Annotated in this window: 21 protein-coding genes; 8 read left to right on the forward strand and 13 right to left on the reverse strand. The window is 71.5% G+C overall.

Translation table 11 applies throughout. The features are described from left to right. Window positions 1–11 precede the first annotated feature (11 nt). From ACIRON_RS13185 to ACIRON_RS13200, 4 genes are all read right to left on the reverse strand, one after another. Complete coding sequence (locus ACIRON_RS13185; protein WP_402992751.1) at window positions 12–1,718, reverse strand: cation:proton antiporter; 1,707 nt, start codon at window positions 1,716–1,718, stop codon at window positions 12–14. 32 nt (window positions 1,719–1,750) lie between these two features. Next, window positions 1,751–4,021: a heavy metal translocating P-type ATPase gene (locus ACIRON_RS13190; protein WP_402992752.1), complete on the reverse strand. Its 2,271-nt coding sequence runs from the start codon at window positions 4,019–4,021 to the stop codon at window positions 1,751–1,753. A 77-nt stretch (window positions 4,022–4,098) separates the two neighbouring features. Further along, window positions 4,099–4,305, reverse strand: a complete 207-nt coding sequence (locus ACIRON_RS13195) for a heavy-metal-associated domain-containing protein (protein WP_402992753.1) — start codon at window positions 4,303–4,305, stop codon at window positions 4,099–4,101. 43 nt (window positions 4,306–4,348) lie between these two features. Beyond that, complete coding sequence (locus ACIRON_RS13200; protein ID WP_402992754.1) at window positions 4,349–5,245, reverse strand: hypothetical protein; 897 nt, start codon at window positions 5,243–5,245, stop codon at window positions 4,349–4,351. 146 nt (window positions 5,246–5,391) lie between these two features. Between ACIRON_RS13200 and ACIRON_RS13205 the strand changes: the two genes are divergently transcribed. The 4 genes from ACIRON_RS13205 (at window position 5,392) to ACIRON_RS13220 (ending at window position 10,940) form a co-directional block, all read left to right on the forward strand. After that, complete coding sequence (locus tag ACIRON_RS13205) at window positions 5,392–8,481, forward strand: AfsR/SARP family transcriptional regulator (RefSeq protein WP_402992755.1); 3,090 nt, start codon at window positions 5,392–5,394, stop codon at window positions 8,479–8,481. 57 nt (window positions 8,482–8,538) lie between these two features. Continuing rightward, a complete protein-coding gene (locus ACIRON_RS13210; protein WP_402992756.1) occupies window positions 8,539–9,981 on the forward strand; it encodes an MFS transporter in 1,443 nt (480 codons plus the stop codon). Window positions 9,982–10,043: 62 nt separating this feature from the next. Continuing rightward, window positions 10,044–10,265 (forward strand): heavy-metal-associated domain-containing protein, encoded by a 222-nt coding sequence (locus tag ACIRON_RS13215; protein ID WP_402992757.1) that lies wholly within the window; start codon window positions 10,044–10,046, stop codon window positions 10,263–10,265. A gap of 42 nt (window positions 10,266–10,307) precedes the next feature. Then, window positions 10,308–10,940: a hypothetical protein gene (locus tag ACIRON_RS13220; RefSeq protein ID WP_402992758.1), complete on the forward strand. Its 633-nt coding sequence runs from the start codon at window positions 10,308–10,310 to the stop codon at window positions 10,938–10,940. A gap of 124 nt (window positions 10,941–11,064) precedes the next feature. Here the strand turns inward: ACIRON_RS13220 and ACIRON_RS13225 are convergent, their stop codons facing one another. From ACIRON_RS13225 to ACIRON_RS13245, 5 genes are read right to left on the reverse strand one after another with little or no spacing between them, the layout of a single operon-like run. Next, window positions 11,065–11,202 carry a hypothetical protein gene (locus tag ACIRON_RS13225; protein WP_402992759.1) on the reverse strand — a complete coding sequence of 46 codons (138 nt, stop codon included), beginning with the start codon at window positions 11,200–11,202 and terminating at the stop codon, window positions 11,065–11,067. Between the two features lie 23 nt (window positions 11,203–11,225). After that, window positions 11,226–11,504 (reverse strand): hypothetical protein, encoded by a 279-nt coding sequence (locus ACIRON_RS13230; RefSeq protein WP_402992760.1) that lies wholly within the window; start codon window positions 11,502–11,504, stop codon window positions 11,226–11,228. 1 nt (window position 11,505) lies between these two features. Beyond that, window positions 11,506–13,455 (reverse strand): acetate--CoA ligase, encoded by a 1,950-nt coding sequence (gene acs, locus ACIRON_RS13235; protein ID WP_402992761.1) that lies wholly within the window; start codon window positions 13,453–13,455, stop codon window positions 11,506–11,508. Next, the gene (locus ACIRON_RS13240) at window positions 13,430–13,840 is read right to left on the reverse strand and encodes a DUF779 domain-containing protein (protein WP_402992762.1); all 411 of its coding nucleotides are present in this window, start codon (window positions 13,838–13,840) and stop codon (window positions 13,430–13,432) included. Before ACIRON_RS13240 ends, acs begins: the two co-directional genes overlap by 26 nt. After that, the gene (locus ACIRON_RS13245) at window positions 13,840–15,363 is read right to left on the reverse strand and encodes an aldehyde dehydrogenase family protein (protein ID WP_355018820.1); all 1,524 of its coding nucleotides are present in this window, start codon (window positions 15,361–15,363) and stop codon (window positions 13,840–13,842) included. The genes ACIRON_RS13240 and ACIRON_RS13245 overlap by 1 nt, the downstream gene beginning before the upstream one ends. 146 nt (window positions 15,364–15,509) lie before the next feature. Here ACIRON_RS13245 and ACIRON_RS13250 point away from each other — a divergent pair, with 146 nt between their 5' ends. The 4 genes from ACIRON_RS13250 to ACIRON_RS13265 are packed head-to-tail and all read left to right on the forward strand — an operon-like array spanning window position 15,510 to window position 20,045. Continuing rightward, entirely contained in the window at window positions 15,510–16,721 is a 1,212-nt protein-coding gene (locus ACIRON_RS13250) for a helix-turn-helix domain-containing protein (RefSeq protein ID WP_091043855.1), read from the forward strand. Window position 16,722: 1 nt separating this feature from the next. Further along, window positions 16,723–17,967: an iron-containing alcohol dehydrogenase gene (locus tag ACIRON_RS13255; RefSeq protein ID WP_402992763.1), complete on the forward strand. Its 1,245-nt coding sequence runs from the start codon at window positions 16,723–16,725 to the stop codon at window positions 17,965–17,967. Between the two features lie 7 nt (window positions 17,968–17,974). Then, on the forward strand, window positions 17,975–19,342 hold the full coding sequence (locus ACIRON_RS13260; RefSeq protein WP_402992764.1) for a sensor histidine kinase: 1,368 nt from the start codon (window positions 17,975–17,977) through the stop codon (window positions 19,340–19,342). 19 nt (window positions 19,343–19,361) lie between these two features. After that, window positions 19,362–20,045, forward strand: a complete 684-nt coding sequence (locus ACIRON_RS13265) for a MadR family response regulator transcription factor (protein WP_378862399.1) — start codon at window positions 19,362–19,364, stop codon at window positions 20,043–20,045. A gap of 17 nt (window positions 20,046–20,062) precedes the next feature. Here ACIRON_RS13265 and ACIRON_RS13270 read toward each other — a convergent pair whose 3' ends face one another. The 4 genes from ACIRON_RS13270 to ACIRON_RS13285 all read right to left on the reverse strand — a co-directional run bounded on the left by ACIRON_RS13270 (window position 20,063) and on the right by ACIRON_RS13285 (window position 24,549). Then, window positions 20,063–20,668 carry an acetate uptake transporter gene (locus ACIRON_RS13270; RefSeq protein WP_402992765.1) on the reverse strand — a complete coding sequence of 202 codons (606 nt, stop codon included), beginning with the start codon at window positions 20,666–20,668 and terminating at the stop codon, window positions 20,063–20,065. A 242-nt stretch (window positions 20,669–20,910) separates the two neighbouring features. Next, the gene (mftM, locus tag ACIRON_RS13275) at window positions 20,911–21,831 is read right to left on the reverse strand and encodes a mycofactocin oligosaccharide methyltransferase MftM (RefSeq protein ID WP_402992766.1); all 921 of its coding nucleotides are present in this window, start codon (window positions 21,829–21,831) and stop codon (window positions 20,911–20,913) included. Then, window positions 21,828–23,348 carry a VWA domain-containing protein gene (locus tag ACIRON_RS13280; protein WP_402992767.1) on the reverse strand — a complete coding sequence of 507 codons (1,521 nt, stop codon included), beginning with the start codon at window positions 23,346–23,348 and terminating at the stop codon, window positions 21,828–21,830. Before ACIRON_RS13280 ends, mftM begins: the two co-directional genes overlap by 4 nt. 19 nt (window positions 23,349–23,367) lie before the next feature. Beyond that, window positions 23,368–24,549, reverse strand: a complete 1,182-nt coding sequence (locus ACIRON_RS13285) for an AAA family ATPase (RefSeq protein ID WP_402992768.1) — start codon at window positions 24,547–24,549, stop codon at window positions 23,368–23,370. Between the last annotated feature and the right edge of the window lie 120 nt (window positions 24,550–24,669).

Consider the following 24,669-nt stretch of genomic DNA (forward strand, 5'->3'; position numbering starts at 1 on the left):
CGGCCCCGGGATCAGCTCATGTCGAGGCGCTTCTCCATGTCGTCGAGGATCGACTCGACCCTCCGGTAGGTGTGGGAGCTGTAGGCGCCGATGCTGCGCTCGGTCGCGAGCGCCTCGCGCATCGCATCGAGGTAGCGCATCTGCAGGATCATCGTCTGCTCCAACACCGCCGGACGGAGTCTCGGTGCCTCCTGCACGCCCGCGAGCACCCGCGGGAGGATGCGGTCCTTGAGCTTGGTCACCAGCTTCGGGTCGATCGGCTCGCCCTCGATGGTCTGCGACTCCAGCGGCCCGAGGGTGTCGACGGCCGACTCACCGACCTGACGCAACAGGGCGCGGAACGCGTCGTGCCTGTCCTTGGCGCTCTCCGGGGAGAAACGTAACCGGCGGATCACGGTCGGGAGGGTGAGGCCGAAGAACACGAGGGTGATGAGTGCGACCAGGAACGCGGCGAGCACGACGGTCGCCCGATGCGAGGTGCCGGCCGGGATGGTCTGGGCCGCCGCGACCGTGACGACGCCGCGCATCCCGGCCCAGCCGATCGTCAGGAAGCCGCGCCGGGTGATCGGCTCCCGCTCCTCGAAGTCGATGTCCGCCCGACCCCGTGCCAGCCGGTGCCGCGCCGCAGAGATCCGCGCGTCCTCCCGGTCGTCCGCGGGGGTCAGCGAGTCGAGCTTCTCCTCGAACTGGTCCAGACGGCTGCGTACCTCGTCCTGGCTCTCCTCCCGGTCTCGGAGCGCGGGGCCGGCGAGGCCGGCGAACCGGAGCACGACCAGCAGGCCCACGATGACCAGGACGAGCGCGGCCATCTCGCCGGGCGTGGTCTCGCCCTGGGCGGCATCGACGAAGTCCGGCAGCTGGTAGCCCATCGCCAGGAAGACGCCGCTCTCCAAGATGAAGCTGAAGGTCGTCCAGGTGGTGGCCTGGGTCTCGCGGTCGCGGGCGCTGAACCGGTGGCTGCCGAGACCGCCCGTCACCAGCCCGGCGATGACGACCGCGAGCACACCGGACGCGTTCAGCTCTTCGGCCGGGAAGTAGGCGAGGAACGGCACCGCCAACGAGATCGTCGTGTTGAGCACCGGATCGTCGAGGCGCTGGCGGAGCAGCACGGTGACCCAGCCGACCACGCCGCCGATCACGACCGCACCCAGCACCGCCCAGCCGAACTCGAGCGTCGTACGCCACAGCGAGAAGGAGCCGGCCACCGCGATCCCCGCGACGGCCGTCCGCAGGACGACGAGGGCGGAGGCGTCGTTGACCAGGCTCTCGCCCTCCAGCACCGTCATCACCCGCGGCGGCAGCCCGGCCCGGCGCCCGATCGCCGTCGCCGCCACCGCGTCGGTGGGGCTGACGACCGCACCGAGCGCGACCGCGAGCGGGAACGAGATCTCCGGGAACAGCCAGTGCACGACCGCGCCGATCACCAGGGCCGACACGATCACCATCACGACCGAGAGCCAGCTGATCAGCCGGAGGTTCCGCCGGAAGTCGATCACCGGCAGGTTGACCGCGGCGGAGTAGAGCAACGGCGGCAGTACGCCGGCCAGGATCAGCTCCGGGTCGAGCTCGATCTCCGGCACCCCGGGCAGATAGCTCGCCCCGATCCCGAGTCCCACGAGGAGCAGCGGCGCCGCCACCCCCGTACGCCGCGCGAACACCGACGCCGCGATCATGATCGCCAGCGCCGCCCCGACGATGAGCATCACCCGATGGTCCATGCTCAGGAGCCTAAGCCGGGGCGGCACCGGGATCAGCGGAAGCGGCGCAGCCGGAGGCTGTTGCTCACCACGAACACCGACGAGAAGGCCATCGCGGCACCGGCCAGCATCGGGTTGAGCAGTCCGGCCACGGCCAGCGGGATGGCGGCGACGTTGTAGGCGAACGCCCAGAACAGGTTGCCCTTGATCGTGGCCAGGGTGCGCCGCGAGAGCCGGATCGCGTCGGCGGCGACCCGCAGGTCACCGCGGACCAGGGTCAGGTCGCTGGCCTGGATCGCGACGTCGGTGCCGGTGCCCATCGCGAGGCCGAGGTCGGCCTGGGCCAGCGCCGGGGCGTCGTTGACGCCGTCGCCGACCATCGCGACCACACGCCCCTCGTCCTGCAGCCGGCGGACCACCGCGACCTTGTCCTCGGGGAGCACCTCGGCGATGACGGTGTCCGCGGAGACCGGGATCCCGACCTCGGCGGCAACGCTCCGGGCCACGGTCTCGTTGTCGCCGGTGAGCAGGACGGGGGTCAGGCCGAGGCGCTGGAACTCCGCGATCGCGGCGGCCGAGGTCGGCTTGATCACGTCGTTGACGACCAGGACGCCGCGCGCCTGCCCGTCCCAGCCGACGGCGACGGCCGTGCGGCCCTCGCTCTCGGCCTCGGCCATCGCGGACGCGAGGTCCTCGGGCAGGTACTGGCTCCATTCCTCGAGCAGCCGGACCCGGCCCACGAGGACGGCGTGGCCCTCGACGATGCCCTGCACCCCCAGGCCCGGCACGTTGGCGAAGTCCTCGGCCACGGGCAGGGGGCCGACGCGGGCCTCGGCCCCGGACGCGATCGCGCGGGCGATCGGGTGCTCGGAGGCGTGCTCCAGGGCACCGGCCAGCCGGGCGATCTCGTCGACGTCCTCGCCGGGAGCGGCGATCACGTCGGTCAGGGTCATGGTGCCGCTGGTGACGGTGCCGGTCTTGTCGAGCACGATCGTGTCGATCCGACGGGTGCTCTCGAGCACCTCCGGTCCCTTGATCAGGATGCCGAGCTGGGCGCCGCGTCCGGTGCCGACCATCAGGGCCGTGGGCGTGGCCAGGCCGAGCGCGCATGGGCAGGCGATGATCAGCACCGCGACGGCCGCGGTGAACGCGGTGGCGGCACCCGCGCCCGCCCCCAGCCAGAACCCGAGGGTGATGGCCGAGAGGGCGAGCACGATGGGTACGAAGATCCCCGAGATCCGGTCGGCGAGCCGTTGCGCCGCGGCCTTGCCGGTCTGCGCCTCCTCGACCAGCCGCGCCATCTGGGCGAGCTGGGTATCGGCGCCGACCCGGGTCGCCCGGACGACGATGCGCCCGCCGGCGTTCACGGTGGCCCCGGTGACGCCGTCGCCGGGTGCGACCTCGACCGGCACGGACTCGCCGGTCAGCATCGCCGCGTCGATGGCGGAGGACCCGTCCTCGACGACGCCGTCGGTGGCGACCTTCTCCCCAGGACGTACGACGAACAGGTCGCCGACGGCGAGCTCGTCGACCGGGATCCGGGCCTCGGACCCGTCGCGGAGGACGGCGACCTCCTTGGCGCCGAGCTCGAGGAGCGCGGTGAGGGCGGCGCCGGCGCGGCGCTTCGAGCGGGCCTCGAAGTAGCGGCCGGCGAGGATGAACGTCGTGACGCCGGCCGCCGCCTCCAGGTAGATGTTGCCGAGGCCGTCGGTGCGCTCGATGGCGAAGCTGAACGCGTGGGTCATGCCGGGCTCGCCGGCAGTGCCGAGGAAGAGGGCGTACAGGGACCAGCCGAAGGCTGCCAGGGTGCCGATGGAGACCAGCGTGTCCATGGTCGCGGCGCCGTGGCGGGCGTTGGTCCACGCCGCCCGGTGGAACGGCGCCGCACCCCAGACGACGACCGGGGCGGCGAGCGTGAGCGAGAGCCACTGCCAGCTCTCGAACTGCAGGGCCGGCACCATCGCCAGGAGCACCACCGGGACGGTGAGCAGCGCCGAGATCAGCAACCGGCGCCTGAGGAGGGCAACCGGGTCCGTGGGGTCTCCGTCGGGGGTGGAAGCGCTCGACGGAGCCGTCTCGCGGCGAGGCTCCTTCGCGCCGTACCCGGCGCTCTCGACGGTCGCGATCAGCACGCCCGCGTCGATGTCGGTCGTGTCCGCGGCGACGGAGATCTTCGCCTTCTCGGTCGCGTAGTTCACGGTGGCGGCCACACCGTCGAGCTTGTTGAGCTTGCGCTCGATGCGGTTCGCGCACGACGCGCAGGTCATCCCGTCGATCTCGAGCTCGAAGTCGGTCGTGGGGGCAGAGGTTCCGGAGACGGTCATCACTGGTGTCCTTCGGGTGGGTGGATCGAACTGCGCGTCGGCTCCCCGCGGGGGGGGGGGGAGCCGACGCGGATGGCTCAGCCGGCCAGCTGGTAGCCGGCCTCCTCGACCGCGCGCTGAACCAGCGCGGGGTCGAGCTCGTTCTCGGAGGTGACGGTCACCTGGCCGGTGGCCAGGTCGACGTCGACGGAGGAGACGCCCGCGATCTGGGTGACCTCCTCCTTGACGGAGCCGACGCAGTGGCCGCAGGTCATCCCGGACAGGGTGTAGGTGGTGCTGCACATGGTGCTTTCCTCTCTCTGTGGTGGACCCTGCTCGAGCAGGGGGTCAGTGGGCCTCGGCGGTGAAGGCAGCGGTCCGGACCTCGCCGGCGTGCTGGAAGTCGAGGAACAGGCGGTACGTCCCGGCCGATGGCACCTCGGCGGAGAAGGTGATCTCCGGGCCGGGCTCGGTGCGCCCGTCGCCGGGGGCTCCTTCGGGGTGGACGTGGAGGTAGGCCAGGTCGCCGTCGCGGAGCGCGACCAGGTGGCCGTACGCCTCGAGGTAGGGCTCCAGGTCGGTGACCGGTTCGCCGTCCTTCGTCACGGTCAGGGTCAGACGCGAGGTCTTCCCGGCGACGAGATGGCCGTCCAGGTCCACCTGGTAGGGGCTGACCGTGCTGGTGGTGGCGACCGGAGGCAGCGGCTGCGGCTCGTGGGGGCCGCCGACGAAGAGGTCCTGCCCCAGGGTCAGGCCCTCGTCCTCGGCTGCCGGCCGGAAGTCGGCGAAGACGCGGTAGGTCCCGGCCTCGGCCAGGTCGGCGTCGACCGACCAGGTGCCATCGGCAGCCATCACCGGGTGCACGTGCTGGAAGGTGGCGAGGTCGCGGCGTACGACGATCAGGTGGAGCTTCTTGCCGTGGGCGGTCTCGAACCGGGTCACCGGCTCGTGCTCGGCGCCGAGGATCCGGAACCGCAGCGTGGCGTCGGCCGTGCGCTGGTAGCGGTCCTCGACGAGGTCGAGCGTGTAGCCGGCCTGGCTGACGTTGAGCCCGGTGGCCCCGGGCGCCTTCGTCGCGCCGTGCCCGGCGTGACCGCCGTGGCCACCGCTCGCAGCCTCGTGCTTCTGATGATCGGGGCGCTCCGGCTCGCCGAGCGGACCGACGGAGGCGCCCACGGCGGAACCCAGGCCGCCGAGGGCAACGACGGCTCCGGCGAACGCACCGACCTTGGCAATGGCGTTCATGTGATCTCTCCTGGCTCGAATCTCGATGACTCTCGTTGACGTGCCAGAGGCTGCTCCCGCGATCTGTCTGCGTACTGTCCCGGCGTTGTCGCGGTCAGGACAGATATCCGGTCGGCGCCCGAGCCGGGCCTGACTACGATTTCGCTGTGCTGCCGACCCCGACCTCGCGTGACATCCGATTCGGGCTGCTCGGCGCCTTCGAGGCGACCGTCGACGGTGACGCCGTCAAGGTCCCCGGGTCGGCGGAGCAGGCCCTGCTCGCGGTGCTGCTCCTGGCGCGCGGCCGGATCGTTCCGGCCTCGGCGCTGATCGACCGGCTGTGGGCCGACTCGTCGCTGCCGGCCGACCCGCTGAACGCGCTCCAGCTCCGTGTCTCCAAGCTGCGGCGCGCGTTCAAGGCCGTCGGGCTCGACCTGGTGCAGCGCGACGGTGGCGGCTATCGGGCGGCGGTCGACCCCGGCAGCATCGATGCCGAGGCCTTCGAGCGACGGATCCGCGAGGTCCGCGCATCGGTCGCCGGGTCCGGGAGCCCCACCGAGGAGGATCTGGCCACCTATGACGCGGCGCTCGGGCTCTGGCGCGGCGAGGCGCTCGCCGACTTCGCCACCGAGCCGTGGGCGGTGCCCGAGTCGGTGCGGCTGGAGGACCTCCGCAGGACGGCGTACGCCGAACGGGCTCAGATCGCACTGTCCCTGGGCCGGCACGCGGAGGTCGTCACCGATCTCGAGCCGCTGCTGCGTACCGACCCCACCCATGAGGCCATGGCCGGTCTGCTGATGGTCGCGCTCTACCGTGCCGGCCGGCAGGCCGACGCCCTCGAGGTCTTCACCCGCACCCGGAAGACGCTGGACGCCGACCTCGGCCTCGAGCCGTCGGCATCGCTGCGGTCGCTCCACGAGCGAGTGCTTCGGCAGGACCCCTCGCTCGGCTCGTCCGGGGAGGTCACCCTGTCCACCCCGGCGACCGCTCCCCACCGCGCCAGGTCAGCAGCGCAGCTCTCCAACCTCCCGGCCGACCTCACCCCGCTCGTCGGGCGGGACGAGCTGCTCGCCGCCTTGAGCGACCGGGTCGGCACCTCCAGGCTCACCACCCTCGTCGGCCCCGGCGGCTCCGGGAAGACCGCACTCGGCCTGCGCGCAGCCCACGAGCTCGCCGACCGCTTCCCGGACGGCACGTTCCTCGTCCGCCTCGCCTCGATCCGGAGCGGCGAGCACATCGTGCCGGCCGTCGCCGCGGCGGTGGCGATGCCGCAGGACGGGTCGGCCATCGAACTCCAGACGCGGCTGGTCGACTTCCTCACCGACAAGCACCTGCTCCTGGTCATCGACAACTGCGAGCACCTCATCGACCCCGTCGCGACGCTGGTCGAGCAGCTGCTGGCTCACTGTCCGCAGCTCACCGTCATCGCCACCAGCCGAGAACCCCTCGCCGTGCCGAGCGAGGTGCAGACCCCCGTCGGGCCGCTCCCCACGCCGTTCGAGGACGACGACGCCGAGACGATCGCGTCGACGGCCTCCGTGCAGCTCCTGGTCCGCCGGATCACGACCGTCGTGCCCGGGATCGAGACCGACCCGGAGGCGTACGTCGCGCTCGGCCGTATCGCCCGCGCGCTCGACGGCATGCCGCTGGCGCTGGAGCTGGCCGCGGCTCGGGCGTCCTCGCTGTCCCCCAGCGACCTCGCCGACCGGCTCGACCAGCGGTTCACCCTGCTCACCTCGGGACCACGCACCGCGGAGGAGCGTCAGCGCACGCTCCGCGCGACCGTCGACTGGAGCTACGACCTGCTCGACGACCTCGAGAAGCGCGTCTTCGAAGGCCTCGCCGTGTTCCACGGCGGCTGGACCCTGACCGCCGCCGAGCAGGTCCTCGCCGACGACGAGACCGACCCCAGCCAGGTCATCCACGCAGTGGGCCGACTGGTCGAGCAGTCCCTGATCGTCGCCGAACGCGGCCCGGTCACCCGCTACCGCATGCTCGAGACGCTGCGTGAGTACGCCGCCGACCGGCTGGCGCGGTCCGGCCGGAGCGACGCCCTGGCCACCCGGCACGCGCGCTACTTCGCCCAGGTCGCCGAGCGGTCGGCGCAGGCGATGCGCGGTCAGGGCGACGCCCGGGCCAGACACCTCCTCGTCGACGAACAGGCCAACGTACGCTCGGCCATCGCCTGGCTGGAAGGCCCGGCCGGCGACATCGACGCCGCGCTCCGCCTGGCCGGTCATCTGGGTCTGTTCTGGCATCAGGGCCGCCATCTCGAGGGACGCCGGATCCTGCGTCGGCTCCTCGAGCAGGGCCGCGGCTCGGCCGCGGCGAGGGCGGCTGCCCTCCAGGCGGTGGCGCTGGTCGAGCGTCCCCGGGCCTGCGTCGTCCACCCCCACCCACGCTGCGCCGAGGCGGCCCGCGAGAGCCTCGCGATCTTCCTCGCGGACGGTGACGCCGACGGGGCCGCGGTCTCGCGGGTGCTGCTCGCCGTCGAAGGGGTCAACGGAGCGGACCCGGAGGCCGCCGCGCTCTTGGACGACGCCGAGACGTGGTTCCGCGAGCGAGGGGACCGGTGGGGGCTCGCCGTCGCCGGCTTCGTCCGGCTCGAGACCGCACTCAAGGCCAGGGACGAGTCGGCGGCGATACGCCTCGGGCGGGCCACCGCGGCCGAGTTCGGTCACCTCGACGACCCGTGGGGCCAGAGTGCGGTCCTCTACCACCTCGGCTACGGCCTGCGGCACTTCGGACGTCTGCGGGAGTCGGCCCGGACGCTCGAGCAGGCGATCGACGTTGCCGCCTCCGCTGGCATCCACAACACCGTGCAGTGGGCCCTCGCCGACCTCGGGATCACCCATCTCGACCTGGGGGACGAGGACTCGGCCCGGGACGCCTTCCGTCGCGCAGAGCTGGCGTCCCGTCACGTCGGCGACCGCGCCGGGTCGGTCCTCGCGGCGTACGGACGGGGCCGGCTCGCCGAGCGCCGGCAGGACTGGGCGAGCGCCATTTCGCTGCTGATGACGGCGATCCAGGGTTTCGAGACGCTGGAGACGCCCGCGATGACGGCGAAGGCGACGCTCGCGCTGGCCCGGTGCCACGAGCAGATGTCCGAGACGGAAGCGGCGGCGGAGCGCTACGAGGAGGCTCGGACCCTCGGCCTCGCCACCGGCGAGGTCGCCCTCGCGGACCAGGCGGACGTGGCGCTGGCCCGGCTCGGAGACGCCAGGACGGACGGCGGCCGGACAGACCAGGGACAGTGACGCCGGACAGGTTCTCCTCACGCGGTCGGAAGGCCGCCCTGACGAAGAGAGAGAACCATGTCTTCCACAGCATCCCCGGCGGCGGGTGCCAACAGCCGCCGCTGGCTCGCCCTCGGCCTCATCGCCGCCGCCCAGTTCATGGTCATCATGGACACCTCCATCATCGGAGTCGCGCTCCCCGAGATCCAGCGTGATCTCGGGTTCGCCCCGCAGGACCTCAGCTGGGTGTTCAACGCCTACGTGGTCGCCTTCGGCGGCCTCCTCCTGCTGGGCGGCCGGCTCTCCGACCTGCTCGGCGCCCGACGGATCTTCGCCATCGGCTGGCTGGTCCTCGGAGTCGGCTCGCTCGTCGCCGGCCTCGCTGACGGTGTCGCCGTCGAGATCGCCGGCCGCGCCGTCCAGGGTGCCGGATCCGCGCTCATCGCACCGTCGGCGCTGACGCTCCTGTTCATGAACTTCGGGGCGAACCCGAAGGAGCTGACCAAGGCCCTCGCGCTCTACGGCGCCGCCGCCCCAGCCGGTGGAACGGCCGGGGTGTTCCTCGGCGGCGTGCTCACCGAGTACCTCTCCTGGCCCTGGGTCTTCTTCATCAACCTGCCGATCGCCCTCGTCGTCCTCGTCCTGACGCCGGGCACGATGCCGGCAGGGACCGCGCAGCGCGGTCGCATCGACCTGCTCGGCGCGCTCACCGTCACCCTGGGCCTCGCCGCGGTGGTCTTCGCGGTCGTACGCGTCCCCGAAGAGGGCTGGGGGTCGTCGAGCACGCTCATCGCCGGTGCCGTCGGCATCGCCCTGCTCGTCGCGTTCGTCGCCCTGCAGGCCGGCTCCTCGGCCCCGCTCATGCGTCTGGGCATCTTCAAGGCACCGAACCTGGCCGCCGCGAACATCGCCCAGCTGCTGCTCGGCGCGGCCTGGATCCCGATGTTCTTCTTCATCAACCTCTACCTCCAGCAGGTGCTCGGGCTCGGCGCCTTCGAGTCCGGAGCGGCCCTGCTGCCGATGACCGTGACGATCATGATCGGCATGGTCGCGGTCGCGCCCCGCCTCACCGCGGCGTTCGGGCCGAAGGCGATGACCGTCGGCGGCCTCGTCGTCCTCGGGATCGGGCTGGTCTGGCTCTCCCGGATCGACGCCGACGGCAGCTTCGCCGTCGACGTGCTCCCGGCGACGCTGGTCACCGCAGCAGGCATGGCACTGGCGTTCATCCCGTCGCTGAGCACGGCGCTCGGCGCGGCCGCTCCCGAAGAGGGCGGTCTCGCAGCCGGGATCGTCAACACCAGCTACCAGGTCGGCTCCGCGCTCGGGCTGGCGGCGATGACCGTCGTCGCCTCCACGTACGGCTCCGACCAGGTCGGCGACCTGGCCGCCATGACCGACGGCTTCTCGGCCGGCTTCCTCGGCGCGGCCGGCATCGCCCTCGCCGGTGCCGTCGTCACCGGGATCGGCTGGAAGCCGGCGCGCACCGCGACCGCCCCCGAGTCGGTTCCCGCCGGCCGCTAGCAGTCCAACCCTCCTCGTGGCCCCGGATGCCTCCGGGGCCACGAAGGCACCAGGAGACCGCCATGCAGACCATCCAGCTGTACGTCGAGGGCATGCGCTGCCCTCGCTGCGTCCGTGAGGCCACCGCCCGGCTCCGGGATCTCCCCGGGGTCGCCACCCTCACCGCCGACCGCGGCACCGGACAGATCACCGTCACCGGTGACGTCTCCACCACCGATCTGCTCGAGGCGCTGGCCGGCAGCAGCTTCACGGCCGAGGTGCGTTCCGTGACGCCCGTGCGTTGAGGCCGTCGCCACTCGCCTCATTCCACCGCCAGTGGGTAGAAGATGCTCCTGCACCGCCACGACACTCACGTCGCCTTCGAACACACTGTCGGTGCTGTCCTCGACAATGGACTGGTGACCTTTCGAGCCGCAAGCGATCTCAACCGTTGCCTGCGCGGTCACGTTTTCGTCGATGAGACAAAGACCAGGGACTACGTCGTCGCGGCGGCCACGTTGCCAGCAGGCAAGGTCACCCAAGCCCGCAAGGCGCTGCGTGGACTACTCCTATCCCGACAGGACCGCATCCACTTCGCCAAGGAGAAGGACGCCTATCGTGACCGGGTTCTTCAGGTGATGTGTGGGCTCGAAGTCCAGGTCACGCTCTACATCGCGAAGACAAAAGATCAACGCGCTGGACGTGCCGCCTGCCTGACCGCCGTGGTCGAAGACGTGATCAAGGATCAAGCTGCCCACCTGGTCATCGAGCGTGACGAGAGCTTGATGCGCTCGGATCGCGAGCTGATCTCCGACCTGCTCTACCCGGTGACCGACAAGCCGGCGTACCGGCTCGACGTACCTCGCAGCGAGCCACTCCTGTGGATCAGCGACGCCGTGTGCTGGTGCTACCAACGCGGCGGCCGCTGGATCGACGCGGCTCAGCCGCTGGTCGTCGATGTCCGCCACCTCGTGGTCTGACCCTCCGGGTTGGCGAATCGCAACGGCCCCAGAAATGGCGCGAGCCCGGCTCATCCACCGTCCGGAAGACTGCCGGGCTTACTTCGCGGGCCTACAAGGCCGTTGCGATCACCACGTTACAGGTTCAGCCTGCAAAGGAGTAGAGCCCGAGCGCTGCCAGCACCCGCAGCCAGCGCGGACCCGGCAGCACGCCCTCGCGCGTGTGCAGCCCGAGCTCGTGGAACGCCTCGGGGCATCGGCAGGTGTGGGTCACGGTCTTCATCGATCGTCAGCCTCCTCGTGGGGTCACTTGGTGCTCAGGGAGCCCGACACGGTGCGGGTGGGGCGGGCCGCGGCGGAGCAGTCGGCGCACCAGCGGCGGACGTCCTCGGACCGCAGCTGCCAGAACGCGTGCCACCCCTGGGCGGGCGCACCGCAGATGGTCGTGGGCGCGCCGATCCGCTTGAGGTGCGCCTCACCCCAGGGGGCAGGAGCCGCTGTCCGCGCAGGTTGGCGGTGGCGGGCGACGATGACCCAGCTCTGGCCGATCGTCCTGGGATCGACGCCGGTGGCGGGCACGGCCATCTCACCCCTCCGCCGCTGCGATCAGGGCCATGACGCTGGGGTCGCTGAGCGTGGTGGTGTCACCGACGTCCCTGCCCTCGGCGACATCGCGCAGGAGGCGGCGCATGATCTTCCCGGACCGCGTCTTGGGCAGCTCCGGGACGATCGTGATCTGCCGCGGCTTCGCGATGGCCCCGATCTCCTTGGCCACATGGCCGCGGAGCTCCTGGACCAGCGCCTCGCCGGCGTTGCCGTCGCCGGAGCGCAGGATCACGTACGCGAAGACCGCCTGGCCGGTGGTCTCGTCGGCGGCGCCGACGACGGCTGCTTCGGCGACCCGCGGGTGGGAGACCAGGGCGGACTCGATCTCGCTCGTGGAGAGGCGGTGGCCGGACACGTTCATCACGTCGTCGACGCGGCCCAGGATCCAGATGTCGCCGTCCTCGTCCTTCTTGGCCCCGTCGCCGGCGAAGTAGTAGCCGAGGTCCGCGAAGCGGGTCCAGTACGTCTCGACGAAGCGGTCGTCGTCCTGCCACAACGTGCGCAGCATGGCGGGCCACGGCTTGGTGAGGACCAGATAGCCGCGCGACCCGTTCGGCACCGAGCGACCCTCCTCGTCGACCACGTCGGCACCGATGCCGGGCAGCGGCCGCATCGCCGAGCCGGGCTTGCCGGCGGTGACCCCGGGGAGGGGACTGATCATCATCTGACCGGTCTCCGTCTGCCACCAGGTGTCGACGACGGGGCAGCGGTCGCCGCCGATGACGTTGCGGTACCAGAGGTACGCCTCGGGGTTGATCGGCTCGCCGACCGACCCGAGGAGCCGCAGCGAGGTGAGGTCGTACCGGTCCGGGATCTCGCGGCCCCACTTCATGAACGTCCGGATCGCCGTCGGGGCGGTGTAGAGGAGGGTCACGCCGTACTGCTCGACGATCTCCCACCAGCGACCCCGGTGCGGGCTGTCGGGTGTGCCCTCGTAGAGCACCTGGGTGGCACCGTTGGCGAGCGGGCCGTAGACGATGTAGCTGTGCCCGGTGACCCAGCCGATGTCGGCGGTGCACCAGTAGACGTCCGTGTCGGGCTCGAGGTCGAACACCGCGTGGTGGGTGTAGGCCGCGCCCGTCAGGTAGCCCCCGGTGGTGTGCAGGATGCCCTTGGGCTTCCCGGTCGTGCCCGAGGAGTACATGACGTACAGCGGGTGCTCGGCGTCGAACGCCTCGGGCGTGTGCTCGGGGGAAGCGGCATCGACGACGTCGTGCCACCACAGGTCCGTGGCGTCGTCGAAGGGGACGTACTCCCCCGTGCGGCGCACGACCAGGACGTGGTCGACCGGACTCTGGCCGCCCAGCCGGGCCAGGGCGGCGTCGACGGCCGGCTTCAGCGGCGAGGGCGTCCCGCGGCGGTAGCCGCCGTCGGAGGTGATGACCAGCTTGGCCCGGCAGTCCTCGATCCTGGAGGCGAGGGCCTCGGCCGAGAACCCACCGAAGACCACGGTGTGGGTCGCCCCGATGCGGGCGCAGGCCAGCATCGCGACGACGGCCTCGGGGATCATCGGCAGGTAGATCGCGACCAGATCTCCGCTGCCGACTCCGAGGTCGGTCAGCGCGTTGGCGGCTCGGGACACCTCGTCCTTGAGATCGGCGTAGGTGATGTCCCGGGTGTCACCGGGCTCGCCGACGAAGTGGAAGGCGACCTTGTCGCCGCGACCGGCCTCGACGTGACGGTCGACGCAGTTGTACGCCGCGTTGAGCTTCCCGTCCGCGAACCACCGCGCGTGGGGTGCGTCGGACCAGTCCAGCACCTCGGTGAACGGCTCGGCCCAGGTCAGACGCTCGGCCTGCTCGGCCCAGAAGCCCTCGATGTCGGACTCGGCCCGGGCGTACGCCTCTTCGGTGACGTTCGCGGCAGCGGCCAGGGCGGCGGGCGGCTCGAAGCGGATCGGATGGTCAGTGCTGAGCAGTTTCTCGGTCAAGGCTCTGTGCCTCCTCGTCGGTGAACAGTCGCGATCGGATCAGGAACCGCACGCCCTCGGGCGCCTCCAGGGAGAAGCCGGCGCCGCGTCCGGGGACGACGTCGATGGTGATGTGGGTGTGCGACCAGTACTCGAACTGCGCACGCGACATCCAGACGGGCACCTGGTGGTCCAGCCCGATGTCCAGGTCGCCCAGGTGGATGTCGGCGTCACCGAGCAGGAAGTCACCGTCCGGGTAGCACATCGGGGCCGAGCCGTCGCAGCATCCACCGGACTGGTGGAACATGACCGGCCCGTGGATACCGACGAGGCGGCGGAGCAGAGCCGCCGCCTCGTCGGTCACGGCGACCCGCGCCGGAAGGGAGGAGGCGTGGGTCGCGCTCATCAGAAGAACCCGAGTGCGTCGGGGCTGTAGCTGACGAGCAGGTTCTTGGTCTGCTGGTAGTGGTCCAGCATCATCTTGTGGGTCTCGCGACCGATGCCGGACTGCTTGTAGCCGCCGAAGGCCGCGTGGGCCGGGTAGGCGTGGTAGCAGTTCGTCCAGACCCGGCCGGCCTTGATCTCCTTGCCGGCCCGGAAGGCCTGCGACCCGTCGCGCGACCAGACGCCGGCGCCGAGGCCGTACAGGGTGTCGTTGGCGACCTTGAGGGCGTCGGCCTCGTCGTCGAAACCGGTCAGCGAGACGACCGGTCCGAAGATCTCCTCCTGGAAGATCCGCATCGAGTTGTCGCCCTCGAAGACGGTCGGCTGCACGTAGTAGCCCTCGGCGAGGTCGCCCTCGAGGATGGTCCGCTCGCCACCGGTGAGGACCTTGGCGCCCTCGTCCTTGCCGATCTCGATGTAGGACAGGATCTTCTCGAGCTGGTCGTTGCTCGCCTGGGCACCGATCATCGTGGTGTCGTCGAGCGGGTTGCCCTGCTTGATCTTCTCGACCCGGGCGATCGCGTCGCCGACGAAGTCGGAGTACATCGAGCGCTGGACGAGCGCACGCGACGGGCAGGTGCAGACCTCGCCCTGGTTGAGGGCGAACATCGTGAAGCCCTCGAGCGCCTTGTCGTAGAAGGCGTCCTTCTCCGCGGCGACGGAGTCGAAGAAGATGTTCGGGCTCTTGCCGCCGAGCTCGAGGGTCACCGGAATGATGTTCTGGCTGGCGTACTGCATGATCAGGCGGCCGGTGGTGGTCTCGCCGGTGAAGGCGACCTTGGCGACGCGCGGCGAGGAGGCGAGCGGCTTGCCGGCCTCGACGCCGAAGCCGTTGACGACGTTGAGTACGCCGGCGGGCAGCAGGTCGCCGACCAGCTCGACGAGCTTGAGGATCGACCAGGGCGTCTGCTCGGCCGGCTTCAGGACCACGCAGTTGCCCGCGGCGAGCGCCGGGGCGAGCTTCCAGACCGCCATCAGGATCGGGAAGTTCCACGGGATGATCTGGCCGACCACGCCCAGCGGCTCGTGGAAGTGGTACGCCACGGTGTTCTCGTCGATCTCGCCGATCGTCCCCTCCTGCGCCCGCAGCACGCCGGCGAAGTAGCGGAAGTGGTCGATCGCGAGCGGGATGTCGGCGGCGAGCGTCTCGCGGACCGGCTTGCCGTTCTCCCAGGTCTCGGCGACGGCGATCGCGGTGAGGTTCTCCTCCATCACGTCGGCGATCTTGAGAAGGATGTTGGCCCGCTCCGTCGTCGAGGTCTTCCCCCACGACGGAGCGGCAGCATGTGCGGCGTCCAGGGCGGCCTCGATGTCCTCGGCCGTGCCCCGGGCGATCTCGGTGAACGGCTTGCCGTTCACCGGCGAGATGTTCTCGAAGTAGGCACCCTTGACCGGGTCGACCCAGGCACCACCGATGTAGTGGCCGTAGCGGCCTTGGACGGTGACCAGTGAGTCGGGCTGGCCGGGAGCTGTGTATACGGTCATCGGGAGTTCTCCTCAGGCAAAGTCAGGCATTGGGGCGTGATCGTGGTCACAGACGCTAGAAACGCCGAGGTTGCAGCCACGTTGCGAGACCGATGCAACGTGAATGCAACCTTCAAATGTGACCCTCGTCACTTGAGGAGGTCCGGATGAACGATACGAAGCAGAGCCCCTCCATGCGTGCGGCCGTGGCGGACTCGTGGCACCGATCCGCCGCCGCCGGGGTGACCGCGGACGACACGTCCGCGCCGATCACCCTGCCCGAGGACCAGCTCCGGGACATCCGCGCGGCCCACCCGCTGGCTCGCGTGTTCCCGCTCCTCGACGACGTGCTCGGGCAGGCGGCGCGCGACTGCGACGCGATCATGGCCGTCTCGGACGAGGCCGGTCAGCTGCTCTGGGTGTGCGGTGCTCCGGCGGCGCTCCGGCGCGCGGAGCGGATCGGCTTCGTCGCGGGGAGCAACTGGGACGAGCGCCTGGCCGGTACGAACGCGCCCGGGCTCGCGCTCCGGCTCGACCGTCCGACCAGCGTCGTCGCCGCCGAGCACTTCCGGCGCTCGGTGCAGCAGTGGAGCTGCGCCGCGACCCCGATCCACGACCCGGGCGACTCACGTCTGCTCGGCGTCCTCGACATCACCGGCGGAGACTCCATCGTCGTACCCCAGACGATGGCGATGGTCCGCGCCGCCGCGAGGCTCGCGGAGTCCGAGCTCGCCCGCGAGCAGCTGCTGCCGAGGCAGCCCGAGACCCGCCCGGGCTGGGCGCGCATCGCCGTGGAGACCCTCGGCCGGCAGGACCTGCTGCTCTCGATCGACGACGGCCGCGGGCACCGCGCGCAACTGCGGCTCTCCCCACGCCACAGCGAGATCTTCCTGCTCCTCGCCAGCGCCCCGCGCGGCCTCTCGGGCGACGAGCTCGCGGTCCTGCTGTACGAGGACGACGGCGGCTCCTCGACGCTCCGCGCCGAGCTGAACCGGCTGCGCAACCTGCTCGGGGAGGAGTTCCTCGCCTCCCGGCCCTACCGGCTCACGACCGAGGTGACCGGCGACTGGCTGGGCGTGGAGGCCCGGCTCGCGGTGGGTGACGTCGCGGGCGCGCTCCGCTGCTATCGCGGCCCGATCCTGCCGCGCTCGGTCGCGCCCGGCGTGGTCCGGCTCCGCGAGACGCTGGCCCAGCAGCTGCGCGCTGCGGTGCTGCAGTCGGGTCAGCCCGACCTGGTCTCGACCTGGACGCGGTCGGCGTGGGGTGCCGACGACTACGAGATGTGGCTCCGGCTCCAGGCCCTGCTGCCGTCCGGCTCCCCGTTGCTGGCGCTCGCCGACGGCCAGATCGCCCGGCTGGACCGCGAGATCGGTCTCTGAGATGACCGCTGGAGCGGCGCCGACGACGGCGGTGATGGCACGCACCTGGGAGGCGGTCCCTCGGCACGAGCAGGTCCCGCCGGCCGCTGCTCCGTTGGGCCAGGTGGTGAAGTTCCAGGCTCCCGAGGTGGTCTTCGGGCACAACTCGCTCGAGGAGGCGGGCTACGCCGCCTCCCGGCTGGGAGCCCGGCGACCGTTCGTCGTCACCGACCCCGGCATCGTCGAGGCCGGCTGGGTCGACGAGCTGCTCCGGCTGCTCCGGGCCGAGTGCCTCACCCCCGTCCTGTGGACAGACGTCACGCCGAACCCCAAGGACCACGAGGTGCGCCGCGCCTACGAGAGGTACGTCGAGGCCGAGGCCGACGTCATCGTGGCCATCGGCGGCGGCTCCTGCATGGATGCGGCCAAGGGTGTCGCGGTGCTCTCGGGCAACGGCGGCGACATCCTCGACTATGCCGGGATCGACCAGATCGCCCGTCCGATCCCGCCGATGCTGATGATCCCGAGCACCTCGGGGACCGGAGCCGACGTCTCCCAGTTCTGCATCGTCACCGACACCGACCGCCGGGTGAAGATCACGATCATGGGTCGCGCCCTGGTGCCCGATGTCTCGATCACCGACCCCCGGCTGCTGACCACCATGCCGGAGGCGCTCAACGCCGCGACCGGTCTGGACGCGCTGACCCACGGCATCGAGTCGTACGTCTCGCTGGCGCACAACCCGCTGGCCGACGGGCACGCGATGAGCTCGGTCGCGCTCGTCTGCCGGCACCTGCGCTCGACCGTCACCGACCCGACCGCGATGGAGCACCGCGCGATGATGGCGCAGGCCAGCCTGCAGGCGGGGCTGGCCTTCACCAACGCGATCCTCGGCGCGACCCACGCGATGAGCCATCAGGTCGGCGGGCTGCTCGACGCCCCGCACGGCGTGGTCAACGGCATCCTGCTCCCGCATGTCATCCGCTACAACGCGCGCTCGGTCCCCGAGCGGTTCGTCGGCCTGGCCCGGGCGGCCGGGCTCCCGGTCGACGGCGTCCCCGGTGACGTCGCGGCCGAGATGCTGGCCGACCACGTCAGGCGCCTGGCCGACGACGTCGGCGTACCCCGGCGGCTGCGGGACCTCGGGGTGACCGACACCGATCTCGACACCCTGTCGGTGACCACCCTCGACGACGCCTGCCTGACGACGAATCCGCGGCCGGCGAGCCGCGCCGAGATCCACGCGCTCTTCCGGGAAGCGCTGTGACAGGCCGATGAGCGCCCCAGATCTGGCGGCACTGACCGGCGTACGTTCCGGCAAGCGTTCCTACTACCGCGCCTTCCTGCGCTCCGACGAGCGGATGCAGCAGGCCGTACGCGCCATGGACTCGATCTCGCGGGCGCTGGTGCGCACGGTCGAGGGTCCGCGGGCGCTCCTGGAGGAGGTCGCCCGCGCCGCCGCGGTGCACCTCGCAGCGGAGTGGACGATCCTGGCGCTGGCCGACGGCCATCTGCCCGGAGCCAGGCCGAGGTTCATCGTCGTCGGCCACGACGGGCGGGTGGTCGGCGACGAGGAGGAGCTCCCCGGAGTCGTACGCCGCGAGCTCGGCGCGATCCGGGCCGGACATGCGACCGGGGCGCCCGGTCCCGCTCGCTGGGTGCGGGTGCCGATGACGCTGGAGAGCGTCATGATCGGCAGCCTGGTCGGTCTCCACGGGCTCGCCGACGACCCGGAGCCCGGGGACCTGTCGGTGCTGCGGATCCTGGCCAACGAGGCCGCGGTGGCGCTGCACACCTCCGAGCAGTACCAGGCCGGGCTCGCCCAGCACCGCCGCGCCCAGCGGCTCTACGACGAGGTCGGCGCCCGGGAGCGGGACCTCGAGCAGCGGACCCGCGAGCTGCGCCAGGCCGAGGAGCGGCTGCTGGTGGCGCGCCAGCGCGAGCTGGTCGACCACGAGCGCCACCGCATCGCGCGGGAGCTCCACGACAGCGTCACCCAGTTCGTGCTCTCGGCGGGGATGTCGGTCGAGGTCGCCCGGGGTGAGACGGAGGATCTGGGGCCGGCCGGCGAGCGGATCGGCGAGCTCCTCAACACCGCCAAGCAGCTCACCCAGGACGCCGTCGAACAGCTCCGCCGGGCGATCTACGCCCTGCACCAACCGCATCGCGACACGGTGTCCTCGCTTCCCGAGCTGCTGCACGAGGTCGCCGAGCACCACCGCCCCCACCTGGACGTGTCGGTGCGGGTGGAGGGCGAGGTGTGCCCGATGCCCGCGGAGGCCAAGCACGACATCGCCCGCGCGGTCGGCGAGGCACTCTTCAACGTGGCGATCCACGCCGAGGCCTCCCAGGCGGTGCTCAGGCTCCGCTACCGCAAGCACGAGCTCTACGTCGGGGTCGCCGACGACGGCCGTGGCGATCCGGGACTGCTCGCCCGGAAGCTGCGGCTCGAGCGCGGCGCCTCGATCGACGGCAGGCACCGTGGCCTGGCGAACATCGAGACCCGGATCGGCGAGCTCGGCGGCACCGTCGCGTTCCGGCGCTCGCACCTCGGCGGCGTGCGGGTCGAGCTCCGGGTGCCGCTGCCGGTCGTAGACCGCGGCCGAGGAACGATCTGCGGGCTCATCGAGGACCCGCAGTAGCCGCTTCGAGGAGGAACCGATGAACACGCTCAGCCCGCCGCAGGCGGTCCCCGACCAGGCCACGGCCGGCATCGACGTACTGCTGGTCGATGATCACGCGATCGTCCGTCAGGGCCTGCGCTCGATCCTCGAGCGCGAGCCCGGCCTACGGGTCGTCGCGGAGGCGGCGACGGCGGCCGAGGCACTGGCGCGGGTCAACAGCGCTCGCCCCGACATCGTGCTGCTCGACCTGAAGCTCTCCTCGTCCTCGGACGCCGAGGGGCTCGAGCTGTGCGCCGCGCTGACCCAGCGGCACCCGGAGGCGCTGATCCTCGTGCTGACGACGTTCCTCGACGAGCAGCTGGTGATGCAGGCGATCCGCGCCGGCGCCCGCGGCTACGTCGTCAAGGACGTCGACACCACCGGGCTGGTCCGCGCGATCCGGGACGTCGCGAGCGGCGGGAGCGCCTTCGACGCGCGCTCCGCGGCGGCGATGATCCGTGGCGTGAACATGCCGGTGACCAGCGACGACTCCGAGCTCACCGCCCGCGAGCTCGAGGTGCTGGAGCTGCTCGCGCACGGGCTGTCGAACCGTGCGATCGGCCACCGGCTCTACATCTCCGACACCACCGCCAAGTTCCACGTGGGCAACATCCTGCGGAAGCTGGGCGTCAGCCGCCGGGCCGAGGCGGTGTACGAGGCGTCCAAGCTCGGCCTCCTCTGACCCGGCGGCCGGCGACATCACGGCACCGGCAGGACCGTGCGGTCCCAGGTCGTGTTCACGATGATCGCGGCGGAGGCGTAGAGCGCCACCAGGGCATCGAGGATCAGCACGTAGCCGGCGGTCCGGCCGAGCGCGGCGCTGCCGAGGAACGACCCGAACGCCGCGAGATAGAAGACCCCGGCCAGGAGCACGAAGATCACGATCGTGGTGGTGTTGGTGCGGAGCGCCGCCAGCAGCATGTACGTCGTGAACACCGCCCACGCCAGCAGGAACATCCCCGTGATCGCGGCCCCGCCCGCGGTCACCATCGGGCCGTAGAACTGCACGAGCAGGGCGTAGGAGAGCCAGAACCCGGCGTACGCGGTGAACACCAGGGCCGGGAACGTCTCACCTCGCCGGAAGTGGACCAGGCCGGCCACGAGCTCGGTCGCGAAGCCCAGCGCCAGCGCGAGGGGCAGGACTGCCGGCAGCGCGGCCGCGTCCACGATCCCCGACATCACTGTGGCCAGGACGAGCGCCGAGATCCCGAAGCTGGCCAGACCGAGCGGGAACGGGTCGCCCCACGTCGCCGGCGCGACGGCTCGAGTGGTCGGTACCTCTGCATCGATGGGTGTGTTCGTCATCAGTTCCTCCAAGGATTCAACCGTCGTCCGGCTGGGCCACGGTTCTCACAAGGTAGTGACGTACGACACACCCACGGACCCGCCGAGTGGGCGGTCGCGCACCTGCCCTCGGGTAGGCCTCCAGTGCCGTCGCGTGCGACCGATGGACAGGTCGGACCGGGCTCTGACCAGGCCTGACGCGGCGGCAGGAGAGCGGCTGCGCCGCCGCGTCACCGACGGACAGGTCGACCGGTGAGGAACGATCAGCGGTCGGTGTCGATGACGAGCCAGCCGCCGTGGTGCTCGACGACCCGGTGCGGATGTCCCGAGGCCGCGCCCCAGGCAGCCAGGTCGTCCAACGAGACCGTCCGGACGTGTCCCCAGGTCTCGTCGGGCTCGTCCTCGAGCGGGACGGCGATCACCACCCGGCGTCGCGCCACCCGGACGGCCTCGGCGACCGCCCGGTCCCCGAGGCCCGGCTCGATGTGCTCGAGGAGGTGGATCAGCAGCACGTTGTCGGCCGCCCCGTCCGACCACGGCAGCCGGGTGGCGTCGGCTGCTCGCGTGTTCAGCGGCACCTCCAGCCGGGCCGCCGCAGCACTGAGCAGCGCGACCGTGCCGGCGGAGAGGTCGGAGGCGGTCACGTCCCGTCCCGCGGAGGCGAGCCGCAGCGAGAGGAACCCGAAGCAGCAGCCGACCTCGAGGACCGAGCCGGGTGCCAGCTGCTGCTCGACGAAGCGGTAGACGGGGGCGTACTCGGCGACGGTTCCGTGAGCGGGGGCGGCAGGGCCGGGCCGGTGCAGCGCCTGCTCGACGCGGCGCAGCGTGTTGCGGTAGAACGCCGCCCAGGCCTGCTCCGGGTCCGGAGCGCTGCTGACCACGATCCCGGTGAAGAGCCGCTCGAAGAGGTCCGGGCCGCGCAGCCAACCGGGCTGGAACAGCTCCTCGGCCAGCAGAGCGGAGAGGTCGTCGTCGATCTGGTCCGTACGCAGGCAGTGGATCAGATGGACCCGGTGACCCTCGCGGTGTACGTCGAAGTGGCGGGTGCGGATGGTCCCGAGATGGCGTCGCGGGCGGGGACCCTGCCAGGCCCGGACGCTGACGACCTCGTCGTGGTAGGCCCCGGCCTCGGGGCCGGGGCGGAGCGCGTCGATGACCGCCAGCTCCGCGGGCGTCGTCGTCATCGGCCGACCGACATCGCCTGGGTGACGTTGTCCAGCCCGCGCAGGTTCCGGACGACCTGGACCTTGTCGCACCACTCCGCGTACTCCGGCAGGTCACAGCCACCGAGCGCCCACGAGTAGCGCGGCTCGGGCGTGAGCCAGATCGTCGACCGGGCGCGCCGGGTGAGCTCCTCGAAGGCGGCGAAGCCGGGGTCCTTGCCGTTGCCGCGGCCGTCGCCGAGGATGACCAGCGTGGTCCGCCGGTTCACCGCCGAGCCGAACTGCTCGAGGAACTGCTCGAACGAGGAGCCGTAGTCCGAGTCCGCGTCCACGTCGAGCACGCCTCCGGCCGGCAGGCCCGCCAGCACCAGGGACAGCGCGTCCTCGATCCGGTGCTCGGCGAACAGGTCGGTGATCTCCACCAGATCCTTCACGAACGCGAAGGACCGGACGGACGTGGCCACCGACTGCAGGCTGTGCAGCAGGTGCAGCGTGAAGCGGGCGGTGGAGCGTACCGACAGGGAGACGTCGCAGAGCACGAGCAGCCGAGGCCGGTCGTGCGCCTTGGCGACGGTCACCGGCCGGAACGGCACGCCGTCGTACTTCATGTTGGTGCGCATCGTCCGCCGGCCGTCGACGACACCGCGGGCGGCGACCGTACGCCGCGGGCGCGGCGCTCCGTGGAGCTTCCTGAGCAGCCTCCGCAGCGACTCCTCCAGCGCGGCGCGGTCGTGCTCGGCCACGGTCTCGGCCTGCGCGACCTGGATCTCCCGGGACTCGATCTCGCGCTCCATGCGCATCAGCCGCTCGAGGTGGTCCCGGATCCGCTCGGGGAGAGTGGCCAGCCACGGGGAGAGCGCCCTGCGCAGCTCCGCGAGGGCATCGTCGTCGTCGACACCGCTCTCGGGCTCGCGCTCCTCGAGCCAGCTCAGGAGGGCGATCTCCTCCTGCACGGACAGCTCGGTGTCGAGCTGCATCCCGGCCTCGCGGATCAGCTCGCCCGGGTTGCCGGGGTTGTGCATCCGGCTGGTGGAGAGCTGGACCCGCGCGGCCTCGCCGGGGCTGGACTTCGGGTCGTTGGAGAGGACGATCTCGTCGGTCAGCGCGGCGATGTCGATCTTGTTCGCCTCCTGGTGGAGGTTGTAGCGCTGCGCCATGTCCTCGGGCTTGAAGTACTCCTTGATGTCGTCCGGCTTGCCGTGGCTGTGCCCGTCCTCGGGGACCTCCCCCGGCTCGTCGGAGAGCGTGAAGTCGGTCAGCTGCCCGTCGTCGGAGAGGTCGTCGTGGGTGTGTCCGTGCTCGTCCGTCTCGTCGACGACCGGTCGCAGCCCGAAGAACCGGTCGAAGACCAGGTCGAACGTGGCCAGGTCGCGGCGGTCCTTGACCAGGCTCGCGGTCAGCGCGGCGTGAAGCACGTGGCGCTGCTCGAGCACCCCCGGCTGGGCGACCGCGTGCATCGCGTCGATCACCTCGGCGGTGCTCACGCGTACGCCGTAGAGCCGGAGCAGCCGGATGAAGCGGTGGAGTGCGGTCTCCATGTCGGGTCCCGATCCCGGCTCAGACCGGACGCTTGCGGGCCGACGGGAACGCCCGGCTGCCCTGGCTGGTGGACACCGCGGGCGCCGTACGCGGCCCGGTGCCGCCGGCGCCGCCGTAGTAGCCCGCGTTGTGCCGGCCGGGCTGATCCTTCGCCTTCCGCTCGGCGCGGCCGTCGACGTCGTCGCGATCCTCGGCAGCCGGGGCGTGGGAGTGACCGTGGCCGTGCCCGTGACCGTGGCCGTGCAGGTGGTCGGGCACCTCGGCGTTCGGGTCGACCAGCCGCGGCAGCGCCTCCATGACCCGCTTCAGGTCGCGCTCGTACTTCACCACGACGTTGAGGGTGGTCGAGAGCACGTCGGCGGTGAGCTCCTCGACGCCGAGCACCGCCAGCGTGCGAGCCCAGTCGACGGTCTCGGAGATGCTGGGTGCCTTGCGCAGCTCGAGCTCGCGGATGCCCCGGACGATGTCGACGAGCCGCGCCGCGAGCGAGTCGGCGAGCCCGGTCTCCTTGGACCGGATGATCTCCAGCTCACGGGCCGCGTCGGGGTAGTCGAGGAACAGGTGCAGGCACCGGCGCTTGAGCGCGGCGGAGAGGTCGCGGGTGTTGTTCGAGGTCAGGACGACGTACGGCATCGTCCTGGCGGTCACGGTGCCGATCTCGGGGATGGAGATCTGGAACTCCGCGAGCAGCTCGAGCAGCACCGCCTCCAGGGCCTCGTCGGCCCGGTCGACCTCGTCGATGAGGAGCACCACCGGGGTGTCGGAGTCGATCGCCTCGAGCAGCGGCCGTGCGGCCAGGAACCGTTGGGAGAAGAACACCGAGTCCTGCTTGGCGATCCGCTCGACCGCCTCGTTGAGGTCGGCGGCGTCCTCGACGACCTGGCCGATCTTCTCGCGCAGGATCTGGGTGTAGAGGAGCTGCTTGCCGTAGTCCCACTCGTAGAGCGCCTTGGTCTCGTCCTGGCCCTCGTAGCACTGCAGCCGGATCAGGCGCCGTCCGGTCGCGGCGGCGAGGCTCTCGGCCAGCTGGGTCTTGCCGACGCCCGCCGGGCCCTCGAGCAGGACCGGCTTCTCCAGCCGGGTCTGCAGGAACACCGTGGTGGCCAGCCGGTCATCGGCGAGGTAGCCGCACGTCGCCAGCTGGGCGCGGGTGTCCTCGACGTCGGTGAAGCCCTGGATCGGTTCGGTGGTGGTCGACACGTGCACTCCTCGAGGTGGTGGGTGGGCCGGGGGGGGGGGGGGGGGGGGGGGGGGCCCCCCCCCCCCCCCCCCCCCCCCCCCGCCCCGCCCGCGCGGGCCCCCCCCCCCCCCCCCCCCGGG

It is taken from the genome of Nocardioides sp. NPDC101246, from assembly GCF_044767415.1.
Taxonomy (GTDB): domain Bacteria; phylum Actinomycetota; class Actinomycetes; order Propionibacteriales; family Nocardioidaceae; genus Nocardioides.